The sequence below is a fragment of the Pseudomonas sp. m6p genome (assembly GCF_055760375.1).
Genome location: NZ_CM147084.1, coordinates 4987932 through 5012893, shown reverse-complemented (window position 1 = coordinate 5012893; position 24962 = coordinate 4987932). Strand labels below are relative to the sequence as shown.

Genomic DNA, 24962 nt, shown 5'->3' with positions numbered 1-24962 from the left:
CAAGATCAAAAGATCGCAGCCTCCGGCAGCTCTTACAGGGTTCCGGCACAGTGCCTGGATGGGCGCTGTGCACTTTTATATGGCAGTCAGATACCTTCGAGCATAGCGTCTGCCGGGGCGTCGGCGCGTTGTTTGGCGGTCAGCTGGAAGTACAGGTAGCCAGCGGCCATGAAGCCGAGGAACACGCAGCCGATCAGCGTGTTGAACCACGCCATCGCCACCAGGCACACCACCGCCAGAAACAACGCAATCGCCGGCACCACCGGGTAGCCCGGGGCGCGGAAGGTGCGTTCCAGGTTCGGTTCGGTTTTGCGCAGTTTGAACAGGCTGAGCATGCTGATGATGTACATCACGATTGCGCCGAACACCGACATGGTGATCATCGCGGCGGTCAGGGTCATGCCTTGCAGGTTGACCAGTCCGTCGCTGTAGATCGCCGCGATGCCGATCACGCCGCCAGCCAGAATCGCCCGATGCGGGGTCTGAAAGCGCGACAGCTTGGCCAGGCTTTTCGGCAGGTAAGCGGCGCGGGCGAGGGCAAAGAACTGTCGCGAGTAGCCGAGGATGATCCCGTGGAAACTCGCCACCAGGCCGAACAGGCCGATCCACACCAGCATGTGCATCCACGAGGAGTTGTTGCCGACTACCGCTTTCATTGCCTGCGGCAGTGGATCGTTGATGTTCGACAGCTGGCGCCAGTCGCCGACACCGCCGGCCATCACCATCACGCCGATGGCGAGGAATACCAGAGTCAGAATGCCGCTGACATAAGCCCTGGGAATCGTGCGTTTCGGATCCTTGGCTTCTTCGGCGGCCATGGCCGCGCCTTCGATGGCGAGGAAGAACCAGATGGCGAACGGGATCGCTGCGAAGATCCCGGGGATCGAACCCAGTGTGAACTCGTTGGCGCCCGACCAGCCGTTGAGCACGAAGTTACTGAAGCTGAAGCCCGGCGCAACCACGCCCATGAACACCAGCAATTCAGCGACCGCCAGCACCGTGACCACCAGTTCAAAGGTGGCGGCAATGCTGACACCGAGGATGTTCAGGGTCATGAACACGAAATACGCGCCGACCGCCGCGATTTTCGGGTCGAGTCCCGGATATTGCACGTTGAGGTAGGCGCCGATGGCCATGGCAATCGCCGGTGGGGCAAAGACGAATTCGATCAGCGTGGCGATGCCGGCGATCAGTCCGCCTTTTTCGCCAAACGCTCGGCGGCTGTAGGCAAACGGCCCGCCTGCGTGGGGAATCGCGGTGGTCAGTTCGGTAAAGCTGAAGATAAAGCAGGTGTACATGGTCGCGACCATCAGCGCCGTGACCAGAAATCCGAGGGTGCCGGCCGTGCCCCAGCCGTAACTCCAGCCGAAGTATTCGCCGGAAATCACCAGGCCGACGGCAATGCCCCAGAGGTGCAGGGTGCCGAGTGTGGGTTTGAGCTGTGTGGTGGAAGTCATAAGTCCTCTCTGTTTTTTATTGTTCGATCTGTTGGACTTTCGGGTGCAGCGGTTGCGGTGGATGGAAGCTGTTCACGCAGCGGCAGTTTTTTTGCAAAACCTGAATGACGGGTACGCAAGGGCCGTGCCAGAGCGGCCAGGCCTTTTGTCGTGTCATTTAGGACGCCATCGCTGGCAAGCCAGCTCCCACAGGTATCTGTGGTGTGCCCGTTATCGAGATCTGCAAAGATCCCTGTGGGAGCTGGCTTGCCAGCGATAGCTATTGGGAGGGCAACACAGAAACATCTGTGTTGCCCCGGGTTTTAGAAGAAGCCCAACGGATTGATGTCGTAGCTCACCAGCAGGTTTTTGGTCTGCTGATAGTGATCGAGCATCATCTTGTGGGTTTCACGGCCGACGCCAGACTTCTTGTACCCGCCGAACGCGGCGTGCGCCGGGTACAGGTGGTAGCAGTTGGTCCACACGCGACCGGCCTTGATCGCGCGGCCCATGCGATAGGCGCGGTTGATGTCGCGGGTCCACAGGCCGGCGCCGAGGCCGAACTCGGTGTCGTTGGCGATCGCCAGGGCTTCGGCTTCGTCCTTGAATGTGGTGATGCTCACCACCGGGCCGAAGATTTCTTCCTGGAACACGCGCATTTTGTTGGTGCCCTTGAGCAAGGTTGGCTGGATGTAATAGCCGGTCGCCAGATTGCCCTCGAGTTTTTCCACCTGGCCGCCGGTCAGCAGCTCGGCGCCTTCGCCCTTGGCGATTTCCAGATACGAGAGGATCTTGTCGAATTGCTGTTCGGACGCCTGAGCGCCAACCATGGTGTCGGTGTCCAGCGGGTCGCCGCGTTTGATCTGGCTGACTTTCTTCATCACCGCTTGCATGAATTCGTCATAGATCGATTCCTGCACCAGGGCACGGGACGGGCAGGTGCAGACTTCGCCCTGGTTGAAGAACGCCAGCACCAGACCTTCGGCAGCCTTCTCGATGAAGCTCGGCTCGGCCTGCATGATGTCTTCGAAGAAGATGTTCGGCGACTTGCCGCCCAGTTCCACGGTGGAAGGAATGATGTTCTCGGCGGCGCATTTCATGATGTGCGAGCCGACCGGGGTCGAGCCGGTGAAGGCGATCTTGGCGATGCGTTTGCTGGTGGCCAGTGCTTCGCCGGCTTCTTTGCCGAAGCCTTGCACCACGTTGAGCACGCCCGGTGGCAGCAGATCACCGATCAACTCCATCAGCACGCAGATGCCCAGCGGGGTTTGCTCGGCAGGCTTGAGTACCACGCAGTTGCCGGCGGCCAGTGCCGGAGCGAGTTTCCACGCGGCCATCAGCAGCGGGAAGTTCCACGGGATGATCTGGCCGACCACGCCCAGCGGTTCGTGGATGTGATAGGCCACGGTGTTGCCGTCGATTTCGGCCGCGCTGCCTTCCTGAGCGCGCAGGCACCCGGCGAAGTAGCGGAAGTGGTCGGCCGCCAGCGGGATGTCGGCGTTGAGGGTTTCGCGGATGGCTTTGCCGTTGTCCCAGGTTTCGGTGATCGCCAGGGTTTCGAGGTTCTGCTCGATGCGGTCGGCGATTTTCAGCAGGATCAGCGAGCGCGCCTGCACCGAGGTCGCGCCCCACGCATCGGCAGCAGCGTGGGCGGCGTCCAGTGCCTTGTCGATGTCTTCGGCAGTGGAGCGGGGGAATTCGGCAATCGGCTGGCCATTCACTGGCGAGGTATTGGTGAAGTACTGACCTTTGACAGGCGCGACGAACTCGCCGCCGATGTAGTTACCGTACTTGCTCTTGAACGAGACTTTGGCGCCTTCAGTACCGGGGTGAGCGTAACGCATGATGTTGTTCTCCTTGGCTTTGTACTTATTAGAGAAACGCGCAAGTGCGCTTGCTATAAGCGTAGAGCAAAGGTCGGGCCATTGCCGCGCCGGGCAGGCAAATCAAGGCCTTGCGTGGTTTGTGTCGGACGGGCGGACGGAGCCTGTGCTGGTTTCGGTACAGAGGGGGTGACAGTTTGTACCGCTTTTGGCACAGCCTGTGACCGGCTGGTCTTGCCAGCATTGCAATGCGTCGATGGCTGGAGGATGCTGACTGCCAATCGCCCAGATGCACCCTTGTGGTGAGGGGATTTATCCCCGATGGGTTGCGAAGCAGCCCCAAAAAAAATTGTGGCGACTCAGATTCACCGCGTATGCCGGATTTACGACTGCTGCGCAGCCGATCGGGGATAAATCCCCTCACCACAAGGTATGTGCCAGCCAATAAAGAGGCGGCACTGATCTCGGGGAGAATAATAAGAAATGCACGACAACCATTTGAGTCGCCATGCCCAGCAGGTTCTCACCGTCAGTCAGGGCAAGCCGCACCTGCACGGGCCGGGTGCCGATCCGTCGATTGCCCGCTCGTGGCTGCGCTGTCTTGAGGACTACCACCTCGATCCGGCCCTGACCATGGCGCCTACGGTGCTCGAACACGGGCGCGTGCTTGAAAGCCGCGAGCGTCTGCAACAGGTGTTGCAGATTGCCGGCAACGAAATGAGCAGCCTGCATCAACAACTGTCCGGCGCCGGTCATGCGGTGCTGTTGACCGATGCGCGAGGAGTGATCCTCAACTGCGTCACCGCACCCGCCGAGCGCAAGATATTCGAACGTGCCGGCCTGTGGCTCGGCGCCGACTGGAGCGAAGCCTGCGAAGGCACCAACGGCATCGGCACTTGCCTGGTCGAGCGCCAGGCGCTGACCATCCACCAGGACGAACACTTTCGCGGTCGCCACACCGGCCTGACCTGCTCGGCGAGCCCGGTGTTCGACCCGCACGGCGAATTGCTGGCGGTGCTCGACGTCTCCTCGGCGCGCCACGACGTTTCGCGCCAGAGCCAGTTCCACACCATGGCGCTGGTCAATCTGTCGGCGAAGATGATCGAGAGCTGCTATTTCCTGCGCTGCTTCGATAACCAGTGGCTGCTGCGTTTCCATCTTCAGGCCGAATCCGTCGGTTTGTTCAGCGAAGGGCTGCTGGCGTTTGACGGCGAAGGGCGGATCAGCGCGGTCAACCAGAGTGCGCTGAACCTGTTGGGGCATATTCGCGGTGGTTTGCTCGGCAAGCCGGTGGAAGCGTTTTTCGATTGCTCGCTGGATGAACTGCTCGGTCGTGCCAGCGCCAATGCCAGCGCCAGTTGGCCGCTGCGCACCCGCGATGGGCGGCATCTGTTTGCCTTGCTGCGTGGCGAGTCGCGTAAACCGGAGAAGATCATGCCGGCCCCGGTCGTGGCCAAAGCTCAGCCACTGGCGGGCATCTGCCTCGGTGACGCCGCGCTGCAAGCGGATTTTCGCAAGGCGCTGCGGGTGTTCGAGCGCGACGTGCCGCTGCTCATCAATGGCGAAACCGGCTCCGGCAAAGAAGCCTTCGCCAAGGCTGTGCATCACGCCAGCCAGCGCGCCAACAAAGCCTTCGTCGCCCTCAATTGCGCGGCGATCCCGGAAAGCCTGATCGAGAGCGAACTGTTCGGTTATCGCGGCGGCAGTTTCACCGGCGCACGCAAGGATGGCATGCGCGGCAAGCTGCAGCAGGCCGATGGCGGCACGCTGTTTCTCGATGAGATAGGTGACATGCCGTTGGCGCTGCAAACCCGGTTGTTGCGGGTGCTGGAAGACCGGCAGGTGGTGCCGATTGGCGGCGAGCCGGAAGCGGTCAACGTGCGGATCATCAGCGCCACCCACCGTAATTTGCTGGAGCGGGTCGAAGACGGCAGTTTTCGTGAAGATCTGTATTACCGGCTCAATGGCCTCGAAGTTGCGCTGCCGGCGCTGCGCGAACGCAGTGATAAATCGCAGTTGCTGGATTTCCTGCTGGCCGAGGAGGCCGGCGGCGAGACAATCGTGATTGACGAGGCGGCCCGTCAGGCGTTGCTGGCGTTCAACTGGCCGGGCAACGTGCGGCAGTTGCGCAATGTTCTGCGCACGCTGGCGGCGTTGTGCGATGAAGGGCGGATCGGGCTGGACGATTTGCCGGCGATGATTCGGCAGGTACGGCCGCCGCTGGAGCTGAAGTCGGTTGAGTCTGAGCATCCGCTGGAGGACGCTGAACGTCTGGCGTTGCTCGATGCGCTGGAGCAAACGCGCTGGCACATGACCCAGACCGCGCAGCAGCTCGGGGTCAGCCGCAATACCCTCTACAGAAAGCTGCGTAAACACGGTATCGCCCGAACCGCATAAATCCCCCCGCAGGAGCTGCCGAAGGCTGCGATCTTTTGATCTTGTTCTTTACAGGATCAAAAGATCGCAGCCTCGTTGCACTCGTCAGCTCCTACAGGTGGAGTGATGGTGATCAGCTAAAGAGTGCGATTTCCCCCTCCCTGCGCTAACCTGCGGCCATGTTTTACGAGGTCGACTATGCACATTCATATTCTGGGTATCTGCGGGACTTTCATGGGCTCGATGGCGGTTCTGGCCAAAGAGTTGGGCCATCACGTGACCGGCTCCGACGCCAACGTCTATCCGCCGATGAGCACGCAGCTTGAGGCCCAGGGCATTCAACTGACCCAGGGCTACGACCCGGCCCAGCTCGATCCGGCGCCGGATCTGGTGGTGATCGGCAACGCCATGTCCCGCGGCAACCCGGCGGTGGAATATGTGCTGAACAAAGGCCTGCCGTACGTCTCCGGCCCGCAATGGCTGGCCGATCACGTGCTGCAAGGGCGCTGGGTGCTGGCGGTCGCCGGTACGCACGGCAAGACCACCACCAGCAGCATGCTCGCCTGGGTGCTGGAACACGCCGGCATGAGCCCGGGGTTCCTGATTGGCGGCGTGCCGCAGAATTTTTCGGTGTCGGCCCGTCTAGGCGGTACGCCGTTCTTCGTGATCGAGGCTGACGAGTACGACAGCGCCTTCTTCGACAAGCGTTCGAAGTTTGTCCACTACCGTCCGCGCACTGCGATCCTTAACAACCTTGAGTTCGATCACGCCGACATCTTCCCCGATCTGCCGGCCATCGAGCGGCAGTTCCACCACTTGGTGCGCACTATTCCGAGTGAAGGTCTGGTGATTCACCCTACCACCGAACCGGCCTTGCAGCGCGTGATCGAAATGGGCTGCTGGACTCCAGTGCAAACCACCGGTGCCGGCGGTCAGTGGCAGGTCAAGTTGCTCAAGGACGATGGCTCGGCGTTCGAAGTGCTGTTCGAAGGTGAGTCCCAAGGCACCGTTGAATGGGAATTGACCGGTCAGCACAACGTGGCCAACGCCTTGGCTGCTCTTGCAGCGGCGCGGCATGTCGGTGTGGTGCCTGCGATGGGCATCGCCGGCTTGAGCGCGTTCAAGAACGTCAAACGCCGAATGGAGAAGGTCGCCGAAGTGCGCGGCATCACCATCTACGACGACTTCGCCCACCACCCGACGGCCATCGCCACCACCCTCGATGGTTTGCGCAAGCGCATCGGCGACGCACCGCTGATCGCGATCATCGAACCGCGCTCCAACTCGATGAAGCTCGGCGCGCACCGTGACGGTCTGCCGGACAGCGTGGTCGATGCCGATCAGGTGATCTGGTATGCCCCGGCCAACCTCGGTTGGGATCTGGCAGCCACCGCGGCGCTGTGCAGCGTGCCGTCGATTGTCAGCGATTCGCTCGAAGGCATCATCGAACGCGTGAAGAGCCAGGCGCAACCCGGCACCCACGTGGTGATCATGAGCAACGGCGGCTTCGGCGGCCTGCACGGCAAGCTCGCCGAGGCACTGCAATGAACACGTTCGCCCAGAGCGGCGGTCCGGAGCGCATCACGCTGGCGATGACCGGCGCGTCCGGCGCGCAGTACGGTTTGCGCCTGCTCGATTGCCTGGTGCGCGAAGATCGTGAAGTGCACTTCCTGATCTCCAAGGCTGCGCAGCTGGTGATGGCCACCGAGACCGATGTCACGCTGCCGCCCAAGCCGCAGATGATGCAGGCGTTCCTTACCGAATACACCGGGGCGGCCGCCGGGCAGATCCGCGTGTACGGCAAGGAAGACTGGATGTCGCCGGTGGCCTCGGGCTCCGGCGCGCCAGCGGCGATGGTTGTGGTGCCGTGTTCCACCGGTACCCTGTCGGCGATTGCCACCGGTGCCTGCAACAATCTGATCGAACGCGCAGCGGACGTCACCTTGAAGGAGCGTCGCCAGTTGATTCTGGTGCCGCGCGAGGCGCCGTATTCGAGCATTCATCTGGAACACATGCTCAAGCTGTCGAACATGGGCGTGACCATCCTGCCAGCGTCGCCAGGCTTCTATCATCAGCCGCAGACCATCGACGACCTGATCGATTTCGTTGTCGCGCGGATTCTCAATCTGTTGGGCATTCCTCAGGACATGCTGCCGCGTTGGGGCGAGCATCATCTGAGCAGCGATGAATAAGCTGCTGACGATTGTGCTGGCGCTGCAACTGGCCGGCTGCGCCACCGCGCGTACGCTGGATGCAGCCAAACCGGGCGCGCCAGTGGTGTATTCCGGGACGCGCCTGGATTTGTATGCGATGAATGGCGGGTGCTGTGCGATGGATCGCTTCGGGGCCGAGGCGCCGAGCTATCCGGGGGTGGACCTGCCGGCGAGTGCGTTGCTCGATACGTTGCTGTTGCCGTTGTCTTTGCTGACCGTGATTGGCGTGAGCTTTCAGGCGACTGGTGGGTTGTAGGGGAGTGCTGCGCACTCCATTCGCGAGCAGGCTCGCTCCCACATTTGCACCGCGTCCCCATGTGGGAGCGAGCCTGCTCGCGAAAGCTTTCGTCCAGGCGCTATGAATTATTTGCCGAGCTTGCGCAGCTCATCCGACTCGACGATCCGCACCCCATCCTGTTCTTCCAGCGCCAGACGCCACATCGCCCGGGCCAGTTGGCAGGCTTCGATGCCGCGGTATTTGCCGGGAATCAATTTGGAAAACGGCGCGGCCAGTTGTTCGCCCAGGCGCGGCTCGGTGCGATCGCCCAGCAACAGCGATGGTCGGCAGATGGTCAGTTGCGGCCAGTCCTGCGCGCGCAACGCCTGCTCCATCTCACCTTTGACCCGGTTGTAGAAAATCGACGATTTCGGATCGGCGCCCAGTGCGCTGATCACGATCAGGTGCCGCGCGCCCATCTCCCGCGCACGTTTGGCGAACGCCACGACCATGTCCAGATCCACCGCGCGGAACGCGGCTTCGGAACCCGCCTGTTTGATCGTGGTGCCGAGGCAGCAATAGGCGATATCGACGCGACCACTGAGTTGCGGCAGAAACGCCTGCGGGTCGCCCACCGGGTTTTCCAGGTGCGGATGTTCCGCCAGTGGCCGGCGGGACGGGGCGAGCACGCGGGTGATCGTCGGCTCGTTGAGCAAACGGTCGAGCAGGTGCTCACCGGTCAGTCCGGTGGCTCCGGCAAGCAATACGTGCTGAGGCGTCAAGTACATAGTGTTTCTCCCTTGATACTGTTCAGCTTAGTTGCTGTTTGTGGCTCCGTCGTTCAACGCAGCACTCTGCAACGCTTTTCTGGCCTGCTGCTTACGCAGCAGTTGCCAGTGCGCCAGCACGGTTTTCGGTGCCCAGATCTGCGGCTCCGAGGCTTCGAAGTTGTCCGCCAGTTCGCGCTCTGCGACGGTGGCCTTGGCCAGTTTGAAGGCTTGCTCGAGGTCGTCGGTCTGGTTCAGCGCCTGAGCGAACAAGGCGTCGCCGAAGTAGGTGAAGTTGGCTTCTTCCGAGCAACCGAACGACACGCGGTCGGCTCGCGAGGCGGTCATGATCAGGGTGCGCTCATCTTTCAGCGCGGGGATGAAACCACCGGAATAGCACGATGAAATCACGATCACCTTGTCGCGATTCTTCAGCGGCGCCAGCACCGTGGCGAGTTCGTCGGCGGGCAGGTCGGCGAGCTCCATGCGCGGCTGGTCGAGCACCAGCTCGTGTTCGGCGGTGCCGTGGCTGGTCAGGTAGATGAACACCAGGTCTTCCGGGCCGCTGCGCTCTGCGAGGGTCTGCGCGGCGCGGCGCAGGTTTTCGCGGGTGGCCATTGGCCGGTCGGTGAGGTGGTCACGGTGGTTGACCAGACGAATCTGGCCGAAAGCGCCGAAACGTGTGGTGAGCATGTTGGCGACGTAGTCGGACTCGCGCAGGAACACGCTTTGCTTGCCGTCGCCACCGAGGGTCAGGGTGTACAGCTCCACCGCCGGGGTCGAGGCGGGCACGGCGGCCAGCGCGTTTTCGAGCAGGCGGCCCTGGGCCAGCAGACCGAGTTCGAGGGTGTCGGGCAGCAGCTTGCCGTCGGCGTCACGCACGCGCTGACCGTTGATCCAGGTGCCGCTGAGCACGGTGCCGTCGGTCAGCACCAGGGTGCCGCGCCCGGCGTAGCTGTCGCTGTCGAACTCACCGATGTAGAAGCTGCCGTCAGACAGGTTCAAACGGCCCTGGCCGCTGAAGCGCCAGTCATTGAAATAGCCGATGTAGTGGCTGCCGTCGGCGCCGATCAATTCGCCCTTGCCGGTCAGCGCGCCTTCCTTGAACTGGCCGAGCCACACGTCGCCGTCGGCGTTTTCATAGCGGCCTTTGCCGTGCAGTTGGCTGTTCTTGAAACCGCCGACATAGATGTCGCCATCGGCACTGTTGAACGTGCCATTGCCTTCGAGCTGGCCGTTGACGAAATGGCCGCTGAAGGTGTTGCCGCTGGCATCGCCGCGCTGGCCTTCGCCGTTGGGTTTGCCGTGGGCGAATTGGCCCTGATAGGCGCTGCCGTCGTCCATTTCCAGACGCCCCAGCCCGGAATACTGGTCAGCCTTGAACTCGCCACGGTAGGTCATGCCGTTTTCTTTCAGCGTGCCTTCGCCATCGCGTCGGCCCTGCTTGAAACCGCCGGTGTAACTGCTGGCATTGGTGGTCAGACTGCCTTGGCCGTCGAACAGGCCCTGCTGGAACTGGCCGCGATAAACCTCGCCGTTGCTGCCGTGCCATTCGCCCTGGCCATGCCATTGGCCCTTGTCGAACTGCCCGGCGTACCAACTGCCGTTGGGATAGTCGACGCGGCCCTGGCCTTGCAGCAAGCCGTTGACCAGTTCACCGCGATAGCGTCCGCCGTCCGGCAGGCGTGCATCCGGGGGCAGCAGCGATTCGCCGTCGCCGCACGCGGTGAGCATCAGGGTCAGGGCAAGGGGTGCAAGAGAAGCGAGTGGGCGCATAGCGGGATCCGGGCAATTAGGCGACCGAGTATGCCGCAGCCATGTGACCTTATACAGCCGGGAAAACAGCGCGGATGCGAAACAGCGTGCGCTGTTTCGCATCCGGTGACTCAAACGAAGCAGAGCGACAGCGGTTCGGCGATATAGGCCGGTTTGTCCGAGCCTTCTATCTCAAGCGTCGCGGTGGCCTTGAGCAGCCATTGACCGGGTTTTTTCTCGGTCACTTCGGCCAGGTCGACTTTCAGGCGCACTCTTGAATTGACCTTCACCGGCTGGATGAAACGCACGCTGTCCAGACCGTAATTGACCACCATCTTCAGGCCTTGCGGCAGCACGAGGATGTCTTCCATCAGTTTCGGGATCAGCGACAACGACAGGAAACCGTGTGCAATGGTGCTGCCAAATGGCGTTTGCGCGGCTTTGACCGGGTCGACATGGATGAACTGATAATCCCCGGTGGCTTCGGCGAACAGGTTGATGCGCTCCTGATCGATGGTGAGCCATTCGGAACGTCCGAGTTCCTTGCCGACATAATCTTTGAGCTCTGCAACGGGAACATAGGGCATTGAGACTCTCCTTGGGTTCATCGGTTTTATAGTTTTTCAGGTGGGGGATTTGACCGCCCTGCGAACCACTGTAGATCATCATGGCGTTTTGCTCCGGTCAACCGACCATGCTTTTGGCGAATGCCGATCCATAGCGCCGCCGTGCTTATAATGCCGAGGACTTGCGGGGGGAGATGTCTGATGTTGTTACGTGGCCTGACCATGCTGGTGCTGTTTCAACTGCTCGGCACGGCACTCAACCATTTGCTGTTGCCGGTGCTGCCGGGGCCGATCATCGGTCTGCTGCTGTTGCTGGTGTTCCTGATCATGCGTGGTGAAGTCGGCGAGCCGCTGAACCTCGCCGCCGGCAGCCTGTTACGTTATCTGCCGTTGCTGCTGGTGCCGCCGGCGGTGGGCGTGATGGTGTATGCGAGCGACATTGCCGCGGACTTCTGGGCGATTGTCGGCGCGCTGGTGCTGTCGTTGATCCTGTCGATGGCCTTCGCCGGGGTGCTGATGCAACGGCTGGTCAAGCGTCACGCACCGAACTCGGAGGACGCTTGATGCTCTTCGATTGGCAAGGTGCCTGGGCTTCGGTGATTCATCATCCGCTGTTCGGCATCGGCATCACCCTCGGTGCCTATCAACTGGTGCTGGCGGCGTTCGAGAAAACCCGCTGGATCTTTCTGCAACCGGTGCTGGTCTCGATGCTGTTGGTGATCGGCGTGCTGGTCGGCTGCGGCCTGACGTATGCCGAGTACCGCAAGAGCACCGAGATCCTCAGCATTCTGCTGGGCCCGGCGACGGTGGCGTTGGCGGTGCCGTTGTATCTGAACCTCAAGCGCATCCGCCAATTGTTCTGGCCGATTTTTACTACGCTGGTGATAGGCGGGGTAGTCGCCACGGGCATGGGCGTGTTGCTCGGCTGGTGGTTCGGCGCCGAGCACATGATTTTGATGACCATGGCGCCAAAGTCGGTGACTTCGCCGATTGCGATGCTGGTGGCCGAGCAGATCGGTGGCGTGGCGGCGCTGGCGGCGGTGTTCGTGTTGATCACCGGGGTGATTGGCGCGATCTTCGGCCCGGCGTTGCTGACCCGGCTCGGCGTGCACAGTCCTGAAGCGCGGGGCATGGCGCTGGGCATGACCGCACACGCGGTCGGCACCTCGGTGGCGCTGCAGGAAAGCGATGAGTGCGGCGCCTTCGCGGCGCTGGCGATGAGTCTGATGGGCGTGGCCACGGCAGTGTTCCTGCCGTTGGCGGTGTCGATGGTGGTCTAAGGAAATGTCTATGAGTCTGCCGCTTTTCCCGCTGAACACAGTGCTGTTTCCCGGCTGCAACCTTGACTTGCAGATCTTCGAGGCGCGCTACCTGGACATGATCGGCCGCTGCATGAAACAGGGTGGCGGCTTTGGCGTAGTGTGCATCCTCGACGGCCACGAAGTCGGCGTCGCGCCCGAAGGCTTTGCCCTGGTCGGCTGCGAGGCGCGGATCACCGATTTTCAGCAACAGGACAACGGTCTGCTCGGGATCCGGGTGCAGGGCGGGCGGCGTTTTCAGGTGTTGCGCACGGAAGTGCAGCGCGATCAGTTGATCCTCGCCGACGTCGAATGGCTGGACGATGAACCGGAGCAACCGCTGCAGGACGAAGACGCCGATCTGGTGGCGCTGCTCAAGGCCTTGGCCGAGCACCCGATGGTCGAGGCGCTGAACATGGGCACCGAAGCGCTGGGGCAGCAGTCGCTGGCCAATCAACTGGCGTATCTGTTGCCGTTCGCCGAAGAAGACAAGATCGACCTGCTGCAACTCGACGATCCGCAGCAGCGACTGGATGCGATCCAGGCGCTGCTCGATGAGCTGCAGGGCGAGCTGTTCGCCTGAGCGAAAAAGATCGCAGCCTGCGGCAGCTCCTACATGAGATTCATTTCATACCCGCGCCATCGTGCGCATGTGAAATCAAAACCCTGTAGGAGCTGCCGCAGGCTGCGATCTTTTGCTTCTCAATAAGCGTAACGCAACATCGTGTCCGGTAGATGCCGCAGAACGAACAGGCTGAACAGCACCAGCAGTGCCGGCAGAATCAGCCACCAGACCTTGAACGGCATGGCGTTGAGCGGCGCCTTGCGCTGACTCAGCCACAGGCCCGCTGCACACACGCATGCCGCCAGCATCGCACCCGCCAGAATATCTGTCGGCCAATGCGCGCCCAGATAGACTCGTGACAAAGCAATCGACAGCGCCGGAATACAGCCGAGCAGCAGCCAGGTCAAGCGCATGCGCGGCGGTTGGCCGCGACCGGCGAGGACCGCCAGCACCAGAAACAGCGCGAACGAACCGGAGGCATGACCGCTGGGCATGCTGTAGCTGGTCAACGGATCGGTCAGCACTTCCGGGCGGACCCGGGCGAAAAACTGTTTGGTGACGGTATTGAGGAGCGCGGTGCACAGCAGCACGCCACCGGCAAAGATTGCCTGGCGCCATTGCCGGCACAGCAGCAACAGACCGGTGAGCAGGGCGCTGAACATCAACATATTGCGGAATTCACCGATCAGGGTGAAGGTCACCGCGATTTCATCGAGCATCGACTGCCGATGTTCCTGCACCAAGGTCATCACGCCCTGGTCGAGGGCGTGCAGATACGGATAGCCAATAAACAGGCCGATCAGAATCAACAGGCTCATGCTGCTGATCCAGATTGTCGCCCGGCGATGCTGGCGCAAGCTGCTGTTGACGCTCAGGCCGACCATCACTGCGATACTGGCCGCAACAATGCCGGCCTGCAGCCAGAAACCTTCCGGCAGCGGCAAGCGGATCGCCGCGCCGGTGGCCCAACCCGGCAGCAGGTAGGCGACGCTCCAGCCAGCGGCGGCCAGCAGGCTGACGGCGGCGAAACGCGGGAAGGGCATGTCGCACATCCCGGCGACCATCGGCAACATCGGCCGCAGCGGGCCAATGAAGCGCCCGACCAGCAGGCTGGCGATGCCGTAACGCTGGAAGTAGGTTTCGGCCCCGGCCATCCATTCCGGATGGTGGCGCAGACCCGGCAGGCGGCGGATGTTCTGGTGGAAATGGCGGCCCAGGTAATACGACACCGCATCGCCCAGAAGCCCGCCCAGAAAGCCCAGCAGCAGGGTTTCACTCAATGACAGTGCACCGCTGCCGGCCAGTACGGCCACGGCAAACAACAGCACGGTGCCGGGCACGATTATTCCGGCAATGGCCAGACACTCCACGAATGCGACGATAAACACCGCAGCGGCCAGCCACTGCGGATTGGCCGCCAGCCATCCGGTTACGCTATCGAGCCATGGGCCCATACCAAAAAACTCCAAACCATTGATGATCCCTGTAGGAGCTGCCGCAGGCTGCGATCTTTTGATCTTTTAACAGCAAAGATCGCAGCCTGCGGCAGCTCCTACAGGGTTACGTGTTTACAACAGGAAATAATCGCGCCCTTCGACCTGACCCCGGCGCAACGGGTTCCGCGTGCACCACTGGGCATACGCGGCGTCGACGAAGCGGTACATCAGGTGTTCGTCGCGGCCATGGGGGATGCCCAGGCGGGTGGTCTGAATGATCTGCGTCGGCGCCGGGCCGGTGTCTTCCACCAGCAGCAGTTCATGGTCGAAACGCTTGGCGTCCCACATCGGCACTTTCAGCCCAAGCGCCTTGCACAGCAGTGTCTGCCCGGCGCACAGCTTTTGCGAAGGACGCGGCCGGCCTTGGGCATCGGGATTGTTCAGCAGCATTTGCGCCAGGCTCGCCGGTCCGCTGATTTCATCGACCCACGGGTAGGCGGATTTGATCAACACCGCATTGCCGGGCCCCTGAGCGCTGAAGTTCAGCGAATCGCCGCCACGGGCGTAATACATATAAATGTGTCCACCATCCAGAAACAAAGCCTTACGCTTTTCCGTGTAGCCGAGAGACGCGTGACTGCCTTTTTCCGCGCAGTAATAGGCTTCGGTTTCGATGATCCGGGCGCTGAGCCACAGATCGCCGACCCGGTGGCGGATGACTTTGCCGAGCAGATCGCGGGCCAGCACTTGCGCGTCACGGTCGAAAAAATTGTCCGGAAGGCCCAGTGGCAGGCGCTCGGCGGTGGCGCGAACGGTCAGGTTGGACATGGCAAACGGTGTTTATCCAGGCGAAGGAGGTCGTGATGATAACAATCCGCGGCTTAATTACGGCTGAACGTCGGCAAATTGCAGTCCATTTCGACCATCCGCCTGTCACCGCTGTTAGTCCCGGGACGCGACAGCTATAATCTGCCGCTTTCCTCTTTGCCAAGACCCCAACAGACCATGACTGAGTCCGTTCTTGACTACATGACCCGATTGGGTCGCGCCGCCCGCGAAGCTTCCCGGGTCATCGGCCGTGCCAGCACCGCGCAGAAAAACCGCGCCTTGCAGGCTGCTGCCAATGCGCTGGACGCTGCTCGCGCCGAGCTGGCCGCAGCCAATGAACAGGATCTGGCCGCCGGTCGCGCCAATGGTCTGGAGCCAGCCTTGCTGGAACGTCTGGAACTGACTCCCGCGCGCATCGACGGGATGATCGTCGGCCTGCGCCAAGTGGCAGCACTGCCGGATCCGGTCGGTGCGATCCGTGACATGAGCTTCCGCCCGTCCGGCATTCAAGTCGGCAAGATGCGCGTGCCGCTGGGTGTGATCGGGATCATCTACGAATCCCGGCCCAACGTGACCATCGATGCCGCCAGCCTGTGCCTGAAGTCCGGTAACGCAACCATCCTGCGCGGTGGTTCCGAGGCGATTCATTCCAACCGGGCGATTGCCGCGTGCATCCAGCGCGGTCTGGCCGAGGCCGAATTGCCGGCAGCCGTGGTGCAAGTGGTCGAAACCACCGACCGCGCTGCCGTCGGCGCGATGATCACCATGCCCGAGTACGTCGACGTGATCGTGCCGCGCGGTGGCCGTGGCCTGATCGAGCGCATCAGCCGTGACGCCCGCGTGCCGGTGATCAAGCACCTGGACGGCATCTGCCACGTTTATGTCAGTGCCCACGCCGATCTGGCCAAAGCCCAGCGCATCGCCTTCAATGCCAAGACTTACCGTTATGGCATCTGTGGCGCGATGGAGACGCTGCTCGTCGATCAAAGTGTTGCGAAGGATTTCCTGCCGGCGATGGCTGCCCAGTTCCGCCAGAAAGGCGTCGAGCTGCGTGGCTGCGAACGCACCCGGGCGATCATCGACGCGATAGCGGCCAGTGAAGACGACTGGAACACCGAGTATCTGGCACCGATCCTGTCGATCCGCGTGGTCGACGGGCTGGACCAGGCCATCGAACACATCAACCATTACGGCTCGCACCACACCGACTCGATCGTCAGCGAAAACCTCGCCGACACCCGGCGTTTCGTCGCGGAAGTCGACTCGGCGTCGGTGATGATCAACACCCCGACGTGCTTCGCCGATGGATTCGAATACGGATTGGGTGCCGAGATCGGCATTTCTACTGATAAGCTGCACGCCCGCGGCCCGGTGGGTCTCGAAGGGCTGACCTGCGAGAAGTACATCGTGGTCGGTGATGGCCAGTTGCGCGGCCAGGCGACGGTCTGACTTGACCGACCTCGACCTGACAGCGCCGCAAACCGGCAGCGAGTCTCGCCCGCAACGCATTGGCGTACTGGGCGGCACGTTCGACCCGGTGCACATCGGCCATTTGCGCGGTGCGCTGGAAGTCGCTGAAGCGCTTGGGCTCGACGAGCTGCGCATGATGCCCAGCGCCCGGCCGCCGCATCGTGATACGCCGCAAGTGTCGGCGCAGGATCGGCTGGCCATGGTTGAGTGCGCGGTGGCCGGAGTGCCGCCGCTGGTGGTGGACGCCCGCGAATTGCAGCGGGACAAACCGTCCTGGACCATCGATACCCTGGAGTTGATGCGTGCCGAAATGGCCGCCGAGACCCAGGTTTTTCTGCTTTTGGGCTGGGACGCATTTTGCGGCCTGCCCACTTGGCACCGCTGGGAGGAGTTGCTCCAGCATTGCCACATCCTGGTGCTACAGCGCCCGGACGCCGACAGCGAACCGCCGGATGCCTTGCGCAACCTGCTGGCAGCGCGTTCGGTGAGCGACCCGCTGGCCCTGAAAGGGCCGAGCGGACAGATTGCATTCGTCTGGCAGACACCGCTCGCGGTTTCCGCCACCCAGATCCGTCAACTGCTGGCCAGCGGTAAGTCGGTACGTTTCCTGGTGCCCGACGCGGTCCTGGCCTACATCGATGCGCACGGTCTTTACCGTGCGTCGAACTGAACAAGGCGTGCTTCACTGATACGAATCCACGTATCGCCAAGCCGCCGAATATACGAGCAAAACGAGTTTTATATGACTGACAAAGACGTAAGCAAAGTTAAGCGCAAAGGCACGTTCAAGAGCGCACCGCTGCCGGAAGTCGCCAACACCAACGAGCCGCTCAAGGGCGACGAGCTGGTCAAGGTTGCCGTGGCAGCTCTGGAAGACGTCAAGGCACAAGACATCCAGATCATCGATGTGCGCGACAAGCAGAGCATCACCGACTACATGATCATCGCCACTGGTACGTCCAATCGCCAGATCAACGCGATGCTGGACAAGGTCCGTGAAGAAGTCAAAAAGCAGGGCGCCAGGCCGCTGGGCGAAGAAGGCAAGGGCGACAGCGACTGGGTGCTGCTCGACCTCGACCTGGTGATCGTGCACATGATGACTGCCTCGGCGCGTCAGTTCTACGACCTGGAGCGCCTGTGGGCCGGTGCCGAGCAAAGCCGTGCGGCAGATGCCAAGCACCACAGCCCGGAAAACACCCACGAGCATTTCACCAAGCTCAACAAAGACCAGCTGTAAGGGATTGCTGTGCGACTGCGACTGATCGCCGTCGGTTCACGCATGCCCAAGTGGGTGGAAGAAGGCTGGCATGAGTATGCCAAGCGTCTTCCGTCCGAACTGGCGCTGGAACTGGTGGAAATTCCGCTCAATACCCGTGGCAAGAACGCCGACGTGGCCCGTTTCATCCGCCAGGAAGGCGAAGCCATGCTGGCCAAGGTCGGGCCGAACGAGCGGATCGTCACGCTGGAAGTGCACGGCAAGCCCTGGAGCACCGAGCAACTGGCGGTCGAACTCGACCGTTGGCGGCTGGATTCGCGCACGGTCAACTTCATGGTCGGTGGCCCCGAAGGGCTGGCGCCGGAAGTCTGCGCCCGCGCCGACCAGCGCTGGTCGTTGTCGCCGCTGACCTTGCCGCACCCGCTGGTGCGGATCCTGATCGGCGAACAGCTGTACCGTGCCTGGACCGTGCTGTCCGGTCACCCTTACCACAAGTAGTCCTGCCCTCATGTCTCAGCCGATCCGCATCAAGGACCACGAAAAGGACGCCCGCCTGGTGCGTAGCCGCGTCGTGTTCGGGGCTGTTGCGGTCATGCTGTTGATCGGCGTATTGATTGCGCGGCTGTACTACTTGCAGGTGATCCAGTACGAGTATCACTCGACACTCTCGGAAAACAACCGCGTCCATGTGCAGCCGATTCCGCCGACCCGTGGGTTGATCTTCGACCGCAACGGCGTGGTGGTGGCGGACAACCGTCCGAGCTTCAGCCTGAGCATGACCCGCGAGCGCTCCGGCGACTGGCAGCAAGTGCTCGACGTGATCGTCGAAGTGCTGCAGCTGACGCCCGAGGACCGGGTGATCTTCGAAAAACGCATGCGCCAGGGGCGCCGGCCGTTCGAGCCGGTGCCGATTCTGTTCGAGCTGACCGAAGAGCAGATCGCCCGGATCGCGGTGAACCAGTTCCGCCTGCCCGGGGTGGAAGTGGTCGCGCAGTTGGTGCGTCATTACCCGCAGGGCGCGCATTTTGCGCACTCGGTGGGTTACATGGGGCGGATCAACGAGAAAGAGCTGAAGACCCTCGACCCGGTCAACTACAGCGGCACCCACCACATCGGCAAGACCGGCATCGAGCGTTTCTACGAGCCGGAGCTGCACGGGCAGGTGGGTTACGAGGAAGTCGAGACCAACGCCCGCGGCCGCGTGCTGCGCGTGCTCAAGCGGACCGATCCGATTCCCGGCAAGGACATCGTCCTGAGTCTGGACATCAAACTGCAGGAAGCGGCGGAAGCTGCACTGGGCGGGCGGCGCGGCGCAGTGGTGGCGCTCGATCCGAACACGGGCGAAGTATTGGCAATGGTCAGTCAGCCGAGTTTCGACCCGAACCTGTTCGTCACCGGCATCAGCTTCAAGGCTTATGCCGAGCTGCGCGACTCCATCGACCGGCCGCTGTTCAACCGGGTGCTGCGCGGTCTGTACCCGCCGGGTTCGACGATCAAGCCAGCGGTGGCGATTGCCGGTCTCGATGCCGGTGTGGTGACGGCGTCGAGCCGGGTGTTCGACCCCGGTTACTACATGCTGCCCAACTACGATCACAAGTACCGCAACTGGAACCGCACCGGTGACGGCTTCGTCGACCTCGACACGGCGATCATGCGTTCCAACGACACCTACTTCTATGACCTGGCGCACAAGCTGGGCATTGATCGGTTGTCGGCCTACATGAACAAATTCGGCATCGGCCAGAAGGTCTCGCTGGACATGTTCGAAGAATCTCCCGGCCTGATGCCGTCCCGCGAGTGGAAGCGTGCGACGCGCAAACAGGCGTGGTTCCCGGGCGAAACCCTGATTCTGGGGATCGGCCAGGGCTACATGCAGTCCACACCCTTGCAACTGGCGCAGGCCACGGCGCTGGTGGCCAACAAAGGCATCTGGAACCGGCCGCACCTGGCCAAGACCATCGAAGGTGCCAAACCGGTAGATGAAAACCCGATGCCGGACATCGTCCTGCGCGATCCGTCGGACTGGACCAAGGTCAATCACGGCATGCAGCAAGTGATGCACGGCGCCAGAGGGACCGCGCGCAAGGCGGCAATCGGTGCGCAATACCGCATCGCCGGCAAGTCCGGTACCGCTCAGGTCGTCGCGATCAAACAAGGTGAAAAGTACGACCGTTCCAAGGTTCAGGAACGCCACCGCGACCACGCCTTGTTCGTCGGTTTCGCCCCGGCCGACAACCCGAAAATCGTTGTTTCGGTGATGGTCGAGAACGGTGAGTCCGGCTCCGGTGTCGCCGCGCCCGTCGTGCGTCAGGTCATGGATGCCTGGCTTCTGGATCAGGAGGGTCGATTGAAGGCCGAATACGCCGGTCCTATCAGTGCGGAGGCTACGGCCCGTGATGAATAATTTTGATCGCATGCTCTCCAGTGAGGATGTGATGCGTCGTCGTGCGACGCTGCTGCAACGTCTGCATATCGATGGCCCGCTGTTGATCCTGCTGCTGATTCTCGCCGCGGGCAGTCTGTTCGTGCTGTATTCGGCGAGCGGCAAGAGCTGGGATCTGCTGGGCAAACAAGCCACTTCGTTCGGTATCGGCCTGGTGTCGATGATCGTCATCGCCCAGTTCGAACCGCGGTTCATGGCGCGTTGGGTACCACTCGGTTATGTGGTCGGCGTGGTGCTGCTGATGGTGGTGGACATCATGGGCCACAACGCCATGGGCGCGACGCGCTGGATCAACATCCCCGGGGTGATCCGCTTCCAGCCCTCGGAGTTCATGAAGATCCTGATGCCGGCGACGATTGCCTGGTATCTGTCCAAGCGCACGCTGCCGCCGCAGCTCAAGCACGTTGGTATCAGTCTGATGCTGATCGGTGTGCCGTTCATTCTGATCGTGCGCCAGCCTGACCTCGGGACGTCGCTGCTGATTCTGGCCGGCGGCGCGTTCGTGCTGTTCATGGGCGGGCTGCGCTGGCGCTGGATCCTCAGCGTGCTGGCTGCGGCGGTGCCGGTGGCGATCGCCATGTGGTTCTTCATCATGCACGACTACCAGAAGCAGCGGATCCTCACGTTCCTCGACCCGGAAAGCGATCCGCTGGGCACTGGCTGGAACATCATCCAGTCGAAAGCCGCGATCGGTTCCGGCGGCGTGTTCGGCAAGGGTTGGCTGCTGGGTACCCAGTCGCATCTGGACTTTCTGCCGGAGAGCCACACCGACTTCATCATCGCGGTACTCGGCGAAGAGTTCGGTCTGGTCGGCATCTGCGCGCTGCTGCTGATCTATCTGTTGCTGATCGGTCGCGGCCTGGTGATTACCGCCCAGGCGCAGACGCTGTTCGGCAAATTGCTCGCCGGTGCGTTGACCATGACGTTTTTTGTTTATGTTTTCGTCAACATCGGTATGGTCAGTGGCCTGTTGCCGGTGGTGGGGGTGCCGTTGCCCTTCATTAGCTACGGAGGAACTTCGCTGGTGACACTGCTGTCAGCGTTTGGGGTTTTGATGTCGATTCATACGCATCGCAAGTGGATCGCACAGGTTTGAATAAGGTGAAGAGTTCAATGCAAGTCATGCGCAGCTGGGCGACTCGTTACGCGCCGTGGGTCGGCCTGGTCGGCATCCTTGGCGGCGTGCAGCAAGCGCTGGCCGGCGATTACGAAGGCTCGCCACAGGTGGCCGAATTCGTCGGCGAAATGACCCGCGACTACGGTTTTGCCGGCGAGCAACTGATGGCCGTGTTTCGCGAGGCTCAGCGCAAACAGGCGATTCTCGACGCCATCTCCAAGCCCGCCGAGCGGGTCAAGCAGTGGAAAGAATATCGCCCGATGTTCATCACCGACGCGCGCATCGCCCGTGGTGTGGACTTCTGGCGCCAGCACGAAGCCGTGCTGGCCCGTGCCGAGCAGGAATACGGCGTACCGGCACAAGTCATCGTGTCGATCATCGGCGTCGAGACCTTTTTCGGACGTAATACCGGCAATTACCGGGTGATTGATGCGTTGTCCACGCTCGGATTCGACTATCCTCCCCGTGCCGAATTTTTCCGCAAGGAATTGCGTGAGTTCCTGCTGCTGGCCCGTGAAGAGCAGGTCGATCCATTGACCCTCAAGGGCTCGTACGCCGGAGCGATGGGCTTGCCGCAATTCATGCCGAGCAGCTTTCGCGCCTACGCGGTGGATTTTGACGGTGACGGTCACATCAATATCTGGACCAATCCGGACGATGCGATCGGCAGTGTGGCCAGCTATTTCAAGCGTCACGGCTGGGTCGCCGGGGAACCGGTGGTGAGCCGCGCTGACGTGCGCGGCGAGCAGGTCGACGAAGGTCTGACCACCGGCATCGAGCCGACGAAAACCGTCGGAGAGTTGCGGGCGCTGGGCTGGTCAAGTCATGATGCGCTGCGCGATGATATGCCGGTTACTGCATTTCGCCTCGAAGGCGACAACGGCCCTGAATACTGGATGGGCCTGAAGAATTTCTACGCGATCACGCGTTATAACCGCAGCGTGATGTACGCCATGGCCGTACATCAACTGTCTGAAGAGCTGGTAAAAGCACGGGGCGTCAAGTAATGCGGGCATTGCCTATCAATAAACCCCTGAAGCTGGTGGCATTCGCCGCGTTGGCGGTGCTGGTCGCCAGCTGTTCGACCAGCCGCGCGCCAACCCAGAAGACCTCGTCCACCGCCGTGCGTGCACAGCCGGGGCTGGACATCAACCGCGCGCACAAAGACGGCGCGCCGTGGTGGGATGTCGATGTTTCGCGCATCCCGGACGCCACGCCGACCCTGCACACCGGTCCGTACAAGGCCAACCCGTACACCGTGCTGGGCAAGACCTATTTCCCGTTGCAGGAATCCAAGACCTACGTCGCCTCGGGTACCGCTTCCTGGTACGGCACCAAGTTTCACGGGCAGAACACCGCCAACGGCGAAGTGTATGACCTGTACGGCATGAGTGCCGCCCACAAGACTCTGCCACTGCCCAGTTACGTGCGGGTGACCAACCTGGACAACAACCGGAGCGTGATCCTGCGGGTCAACGATCGCGGGCCGTTCTATTCGGACCGGATCATCGACTTGTCCTACGCAGCCGCGAAGAAGCTCGGTTATGCCGAAATCGGCACCGCGCGGGTCAAGGTCGAGGGTATCGATCCGCAGCAATGGTGGGCCGCGAAGGGCCGTCCGGCGCCGCTGATGCTTAACGAACCGCAAGTCGCGCAGAATAGCGCCCCGGTGATCACGGCTTCGGCCGGTACCATCGAGCAGTGGACCCCGCCGCCGCAGCAACATGCCTCTGATACTGTCCCTGTACAGATCAGCGCAAAAAAAAACGCTTCTGCACCAGCGTCTGGCCAGTATCTGCAGGTGGGCGCGTTCGCCAACCCGGACGCTGCAGAACTCCTGAGGTCGAAGCTCAGCGGGATGGTGAGCGCTCCGGTGTTCATCAGCTCGATCGTGCGCAATCAGCAGACCCTGCACCGGGTACGCCTAGGGCCGATCGGATCGCCGGGTGAAATCGCTCAGGTGCAGAACAGTGTGCGCCTGGCCAACCTCGGTTCGCCGAGCGTGGTCACCGAGTAAGAAACGTAGCACTTGATTGACGGTTCACTTGCGGTTTTGGGGGGTGGACCAGGTTGTTGGCTCGTCGAAGAACAAAAGCCCGGCAAGGGTGACTGGAGTGAGCAACTGAACACGCGATGGCCCGTTAGAAGGCTGTCTGAATAGTTTTGCCTTCGGGCAAGTTTCCATTAGCGATTTCGAGAGACGGATGAACATCACCACCTTTGCCAAACGCCTGTGTCTGCTAGTCCCGCTGCTCCTCTCGCCAGCCGCCTTCGCGGCCGAGATGATGCCGTCGCCACCTCAACTGGCTGCAAAAGCCTACGTGCTCATGGACGCCAGCAGCGGCAACGTGCTGGTGGAGAACAACGGTGACCAGCGTCTGCCGCCAGCCAGCCTGACCAAACTGATGACCGCGTACATCGCTACGCTGGAAATCCGTCGTGGCCAGATCGGTGAGAACGACCCGGTGACCGTCAGCGAAAACGCCTGGCGTACCGGCGGTTCGCGGATGTTCATCAAAGTCGGCTCGCAAGTGACCGTCAGCGACCTGCTGCACGGCATCATCATCCAGTCCGGCAACGACGCCAGCGTTGCGCTGTCCGAGCACATCGCCGGCAGCGAAGACGCGTTCGCCGACCTGATGAACAAGACGGTCGCCGATCTGGGCATGACCAACTCGCACTTCATGAACCCGACCGGTCTGCCGAACCCTGAGCACTACTCGTCGGCTCACGACATGGCGATCCTGGCGCGCGCGATCATCCACGAAGACCCAGCTCACTACGCGATCTACTCGCAGAAAGAGTTCTTCTGGAACGGCATCAAGCAGCCTAACCGCAACCTGCTGCTGTGGCGCGACAAGACCGTTGACGGTCTGAAAACCGGTCACACCGACGAAGCCGGTTACTGCATGGTGTCCTCGGCTGTACGTGACGGCCAGCGTCTGATTGCTGTGGTGTTCGGCACCAACAGCGAAGTGGCTCGTGCTGCTGAAACCCAGAAGCTGCTGACCTACGGCTTCCGCTTCTTCGAAACCCAGACCTTCTATCAGAAGGGCACCGAACTGGCTCAGGCCCCGGTGTGGAAAGGCACCACCAGCCAGGTCAAGGCCGGCCTGGCTGAAGACCTGACCATGACCCTGCCAAAAGGCCAGCTGAAAAAACTCGCTGCCAGCATGACCATGAACCCGCAACTGACCGCGCCAATCGCCAAGGGCGACGTGATCGGTAAAGTCGAAGTGAAACTGGACGACAAGGTGGTGCACAGCGCCGACCTGATCGCTCTGGACGCTGTCGAGGAGGGTGGTATCTTCCGCCGCATGTGGGATAGCATCCGTCTATTCTTCTACGGCTTGTTCAACTGATTTGTGTTGACCTGCATGGCCCCGCCCCGATCCGGTGCGGGGCCATGTGCGTTACCACGGCTTGCGCTCTAGAG

The 24962-nt window shown here is 61.8% G+C and carries 23 protein-coding genes; 16 read left to right on the top strand and 7 right to left on the bottom strand.

The window, feature by feature from the left end; all coding sequences use genetic code 11:
• Positions 1-86 precede the first annotated feature (86 nt).
• Both eat and exaC read right to left on the bottom strand, forming a co-directional pair.
• Positions 87-1457, bottom strand: a complete 1371-nt coding sequence (eat, locus tag ACYZUM_RS22860; protein WP_142579879.1) for an ethanolamine permease — start codon at positions 1455-1457, stop codon at positions 87-89.
• A gap of 302 nt (positions 1458-1759) precedes the next feature.
• On the bottom strand, positions 1760-3280 hold the full coding sequence (gene exaC, locus ACYZUM_RS22855; RefSeq protein ID WP_047296830.1) for an acetaldehyde dehydrogenase ExaC: 1521 nt from the start codon (positions 3278-3280) through the stop codon (positions 1760-1762).
• A 462-nt stretch (positions 3281-3742) separates the two neighbouring features.
• On the opposite strand from exaC, the gene ACYZUM_RS22850 reads away from it, so the two are divergent.
• From ACYZUM_RS22850 to ACYZUM_RS22835, 4 genes are all read left to right on the top strand, one after another.
• A complete protein-coding gene (locus ACYZUM_RS22850) occupies positions 3743-5656 on the top strand; it encodes a sigma-54-dependent Fis family transcriptional regulator (RefSeq protein WP_108183915.1) in 1914 nt (637 codons plus the stop codon).
• Positions 5657-5833: 177 nt separating this feature from the next.
• Positions 5834-7183, top strand: coding sequence for a UDP-N-acetylmuramate:L-alanyl-gamma-D-glutamyl-meso-diaminopimelate ligase (gene mpl, locus ACYZUM_RS22845; protein ID WP_047296827.1), 1350 nt, complete (start codon positions 5834-5836; stop codon positions 7181-7183).
• Positions 7180-7827, top strand: a complete 648-nt coding sequence (gene ubiX / locus ACYZUM_RS22840) for a flavin prenyltransferase UbiX (protein WP_007968137.1) — start codon at positions 7180-7182, stop codon at positions 7825-7827. The genes mpl and ubiX overlap by 4 nt, the downstream gene beginning before the upstream one ends.
• Complete coding sequence (locus tag ACYZUM_RS22835; RefSeq protein WP_090325509.1) at positions 7820-8104, top strand: YceK/YidQ family lipoprotein; 285 nt, start codon at positions 7820-7822, stop codon at positions 8102-8104. Before ubiX ends, ACYZUM_RS22835 begins: the two co-directional genes overlap by 8 nt.
• A 107-nt stretch (positions 8105-8211) precedes the next feature.
• Here the strand turns inward: ACYZUM_RS22835 and ACYZUM_RS22830 are convergent, their stop codons facing one another.
• The 3 genes from ACYZUM_RS22830 to ACYZUM_RS22820 all read right to left on the bottom strand — a co-directional run bounded on the left by ACYZUM_RS22830 (position 8212) and on the right by ACYZUM_RS22820 (position 11174).
• On the bottom strand, positions 8212-8853 hold the full coding sequence (locus ACYZUM_RS22830; RefSeq protein WP_007968134.1) for an oxidoreductase: 642 nt from the start codon (positions 8851-8853) through the stop codon (positions 8212-8214).
• Between the two features lie 27 nt (positions 8854-8880).
• The gene (locus ACYZUM_RS22825) at positions 8881-10608 is read right to left on the bottom strand and encodes a C13 family peptidase (protein WP_108183914.1); all 1728 of its coding nucleotides are present in this window, start codon (positions 10606-10608) and stop codon (positions 8881-8883) included.
• A 110-nt stretch (positions 10609-10718) separates the two neighbouring features.
• Positions 10719-11174, bottom strand: a complete 456-nt coding sequence (locus tag ACYZUM_RS22820; RefSeq protein ID WP_108183913.1) for a MaoC family dehydratase — start codon at positions 11172-11174, stop codon at positions 10719-10721.
• A gap of 180 nt (positions 11175-11354) precedes the next feature.
• Between ACYZUM_RS22820 and ACYZUM_RS22815 the strand changes: the two genes are divergently transcribed.
• From ACYZUM_RS22815 to ACYZUM_RS22805, 3 genes are read left to right on the top strand one after another with little or no spacing between them, the layout of a single operon-like run.
• Positions 11355-11717 carry a CidA/LrgA family protein gene (locus tag ACYZUM_RS22815; RefSeq protein ID WP_047296821.1) on the top strand — a complete coding sequence of 121 codons (363 nt, stop codon included), beginning with the start codon at positions 11355-11357 and terminating at the stop codon, positions 11715-11717.
• Positions 11717-12433, top strand: a complete 717-nt coding sequence (locus tag ACYZUM_RS22810; RefSeq protein WP_007960614.1) for an LrgB family protein — start codon at positions 11717-11719, stop codon at positions 12431-12433. The genes ACYZUM_RS22815 and ACYZUM_RS22810 overlap by 1 nt, the downstream gene beginning before the upstream one ends.
• A gap of 10 nt (positions 12434-12443) precedes the next feature.
• Entirely contained in the window at positions 12444-13034 is a 591-nt protein-coding gene (locus tag ACYZUM_RS22805) for an LON peptidase substrate-binding domain-containing protein (RefSeq protein WP_007960613.1), read from the top strand.
• Between the two features lie 119 nt (positions 13035-13153).
• Here ACYZUM_RS22805 and ACYZUM_RS22800 read toward each other — a convergent pair whose 3' ends face one another.
• Both ACYZUM_RS22800 and ACYZUM_RS22795 read right to left on the bottom strand, forming a co-directional pair.
• Positions 13154-14470: a bifunctional DedA family/phosphatase PAP2 family protein gene (locus tag ACYZUM_RS22800; protein WP_473061186.1), complete on the bottom strand. Its 1317-nt coding sequence runs from the start codon at positions 14468-14470 to the stop codon at positions 13154-13156.
• 114 nt (positions 14471-14584) lie between these two features.
• The gene (locus tag ACYZUM_RS22795) at positions 14585-15280 is read right to left on the bottom strand and encodes a DNA-3-methyladenine glycosylase (RefSeq protein ID WP_108183911.1); all 696 of its coding nucleotides are present in this window, start codon (positions 15278-15280) and stop codon (positions 14585-14587) included.
• 177 nt (positions 15281-15457) lie between these two features.
• On the opposite strand from ACYZUM_RS22795, the gene ACYZUM_RS22790 reads away from it, so the two are divergent.
• From ACYZUM_RS22790 to ACYZUM_RS22750, 9 genes are all read left to right on the top strand, one after another.
• Positions 15458-16729: a glutamate-5-semialdehyde dehydrogenase gene (locus ACYZUM_RS22790; RefSeq protein WP_108183910.1), complete on the top strand. Its 1272-nt coding sequence runs from the start codon at positions 15458-15460 to the stop codon at positions 16727-16729.
• Positions 16698-17420: a nicotinate-nucleotide adenylyltransferase gene (nadD, locus tag ACYZUM_RS22785; RefSeq protein WP_108183909.1), complete on the top strand. Its 723-nt coding sequence runs from the start codon at positions 16698-16700 to the stop codon at positions 17418-17420. The genes ACYZUM_RS22790 and nadD overlap by 32 nt, the downstream gene beginning before the upstream one ends.
• Positions 17421-17492: 72 nt before the next feature.
• A complete protein-coding gene (rsfS, locus tag ACYZUM_RS22780; protein WP_047296815.1) occupies positions 17493-17987 on the top strand; it encodes a ribosome silencing factor in 495 nt (164 codons plus the stop codon).
• 9 nt (positions 17988-17996) lie between these two features.
• Positions 17997-18464 carry a 23S rRNA (pseudouridine(1915)-N(3))-methyltransferase RlmH gene (rlmH, locus tag ACYZUM_RS22775; RefSeq protein WP_003185785.1) on the top strand — a complete coding sequence of 156 codons (468 nt, stop codon included), beginning with the start codon at positions 17997-17999 and terminating at the stop codon, positions 18462-18464.
• A 10-nt stretch (positions 18465-18474) separates the two neighbouring features.
• On the top strand, positions 18475-20370 hold the full coding sequence (gene mrdA, locus ACYZUM_RS22770; RefSeq protein ID WP_041064994.1) for a penicillin-binding protein 2: 1896 nt from the start codon (positions 18475-18477) through the stop codon (positions 20368-20370).
• 31 nt (positions 20371-20401) lie between these two features.
• A complete protein-coding gene (rodA, locus tag ACYZUM_RS22765) occupies positions 20402-21505 on the top strand; it encodes a rod shape-determining protein RodA (protein ID WP_047296919.1) in 1104 nt (367 codons plus the stop codon).
• A gap of 17 nt (positions 21506-21522) precedes the next feature.
• Entirely contained in the window at positions 21523-22533 is a 1011-nt protein-coding gene (gene mltB / locus ACYZUM_RS22760) for a lytic murein transglycosylase B (RefSeq protein WP_041064999.1), read from the top strand.
• Complete coding sequence (locus ACYZUM_RS22755; RefSeq protein ID WP_041065003.1) at positions 22533-23543, top strand: septal ring lytic transglycosylase RlpA family protein; 1011 nt, start codon at positions 22533-22535, stop codon at positions 23541-23543. Before mltB ends, ACYZUM_RS22755 begins: the two co-directional genes overlap by 1 nt.
• A 187-nt stretch (positions 23544-23730) precedes the next feature.
• Positions 23731-24888: a D-alanyl-D-alanine carboxypeptidase family protein gene (locus tag ACYZUM_RS22750; protein WP_003228546.1), complete on the top strand. Its 1158-nt coding sequence runs from the start codon at positions 23731-23733 to the stop codon at positions 24886-24888.
• The last annotated feature ends 74 nt before the right edge of the window (positions 24889-24962 follow it).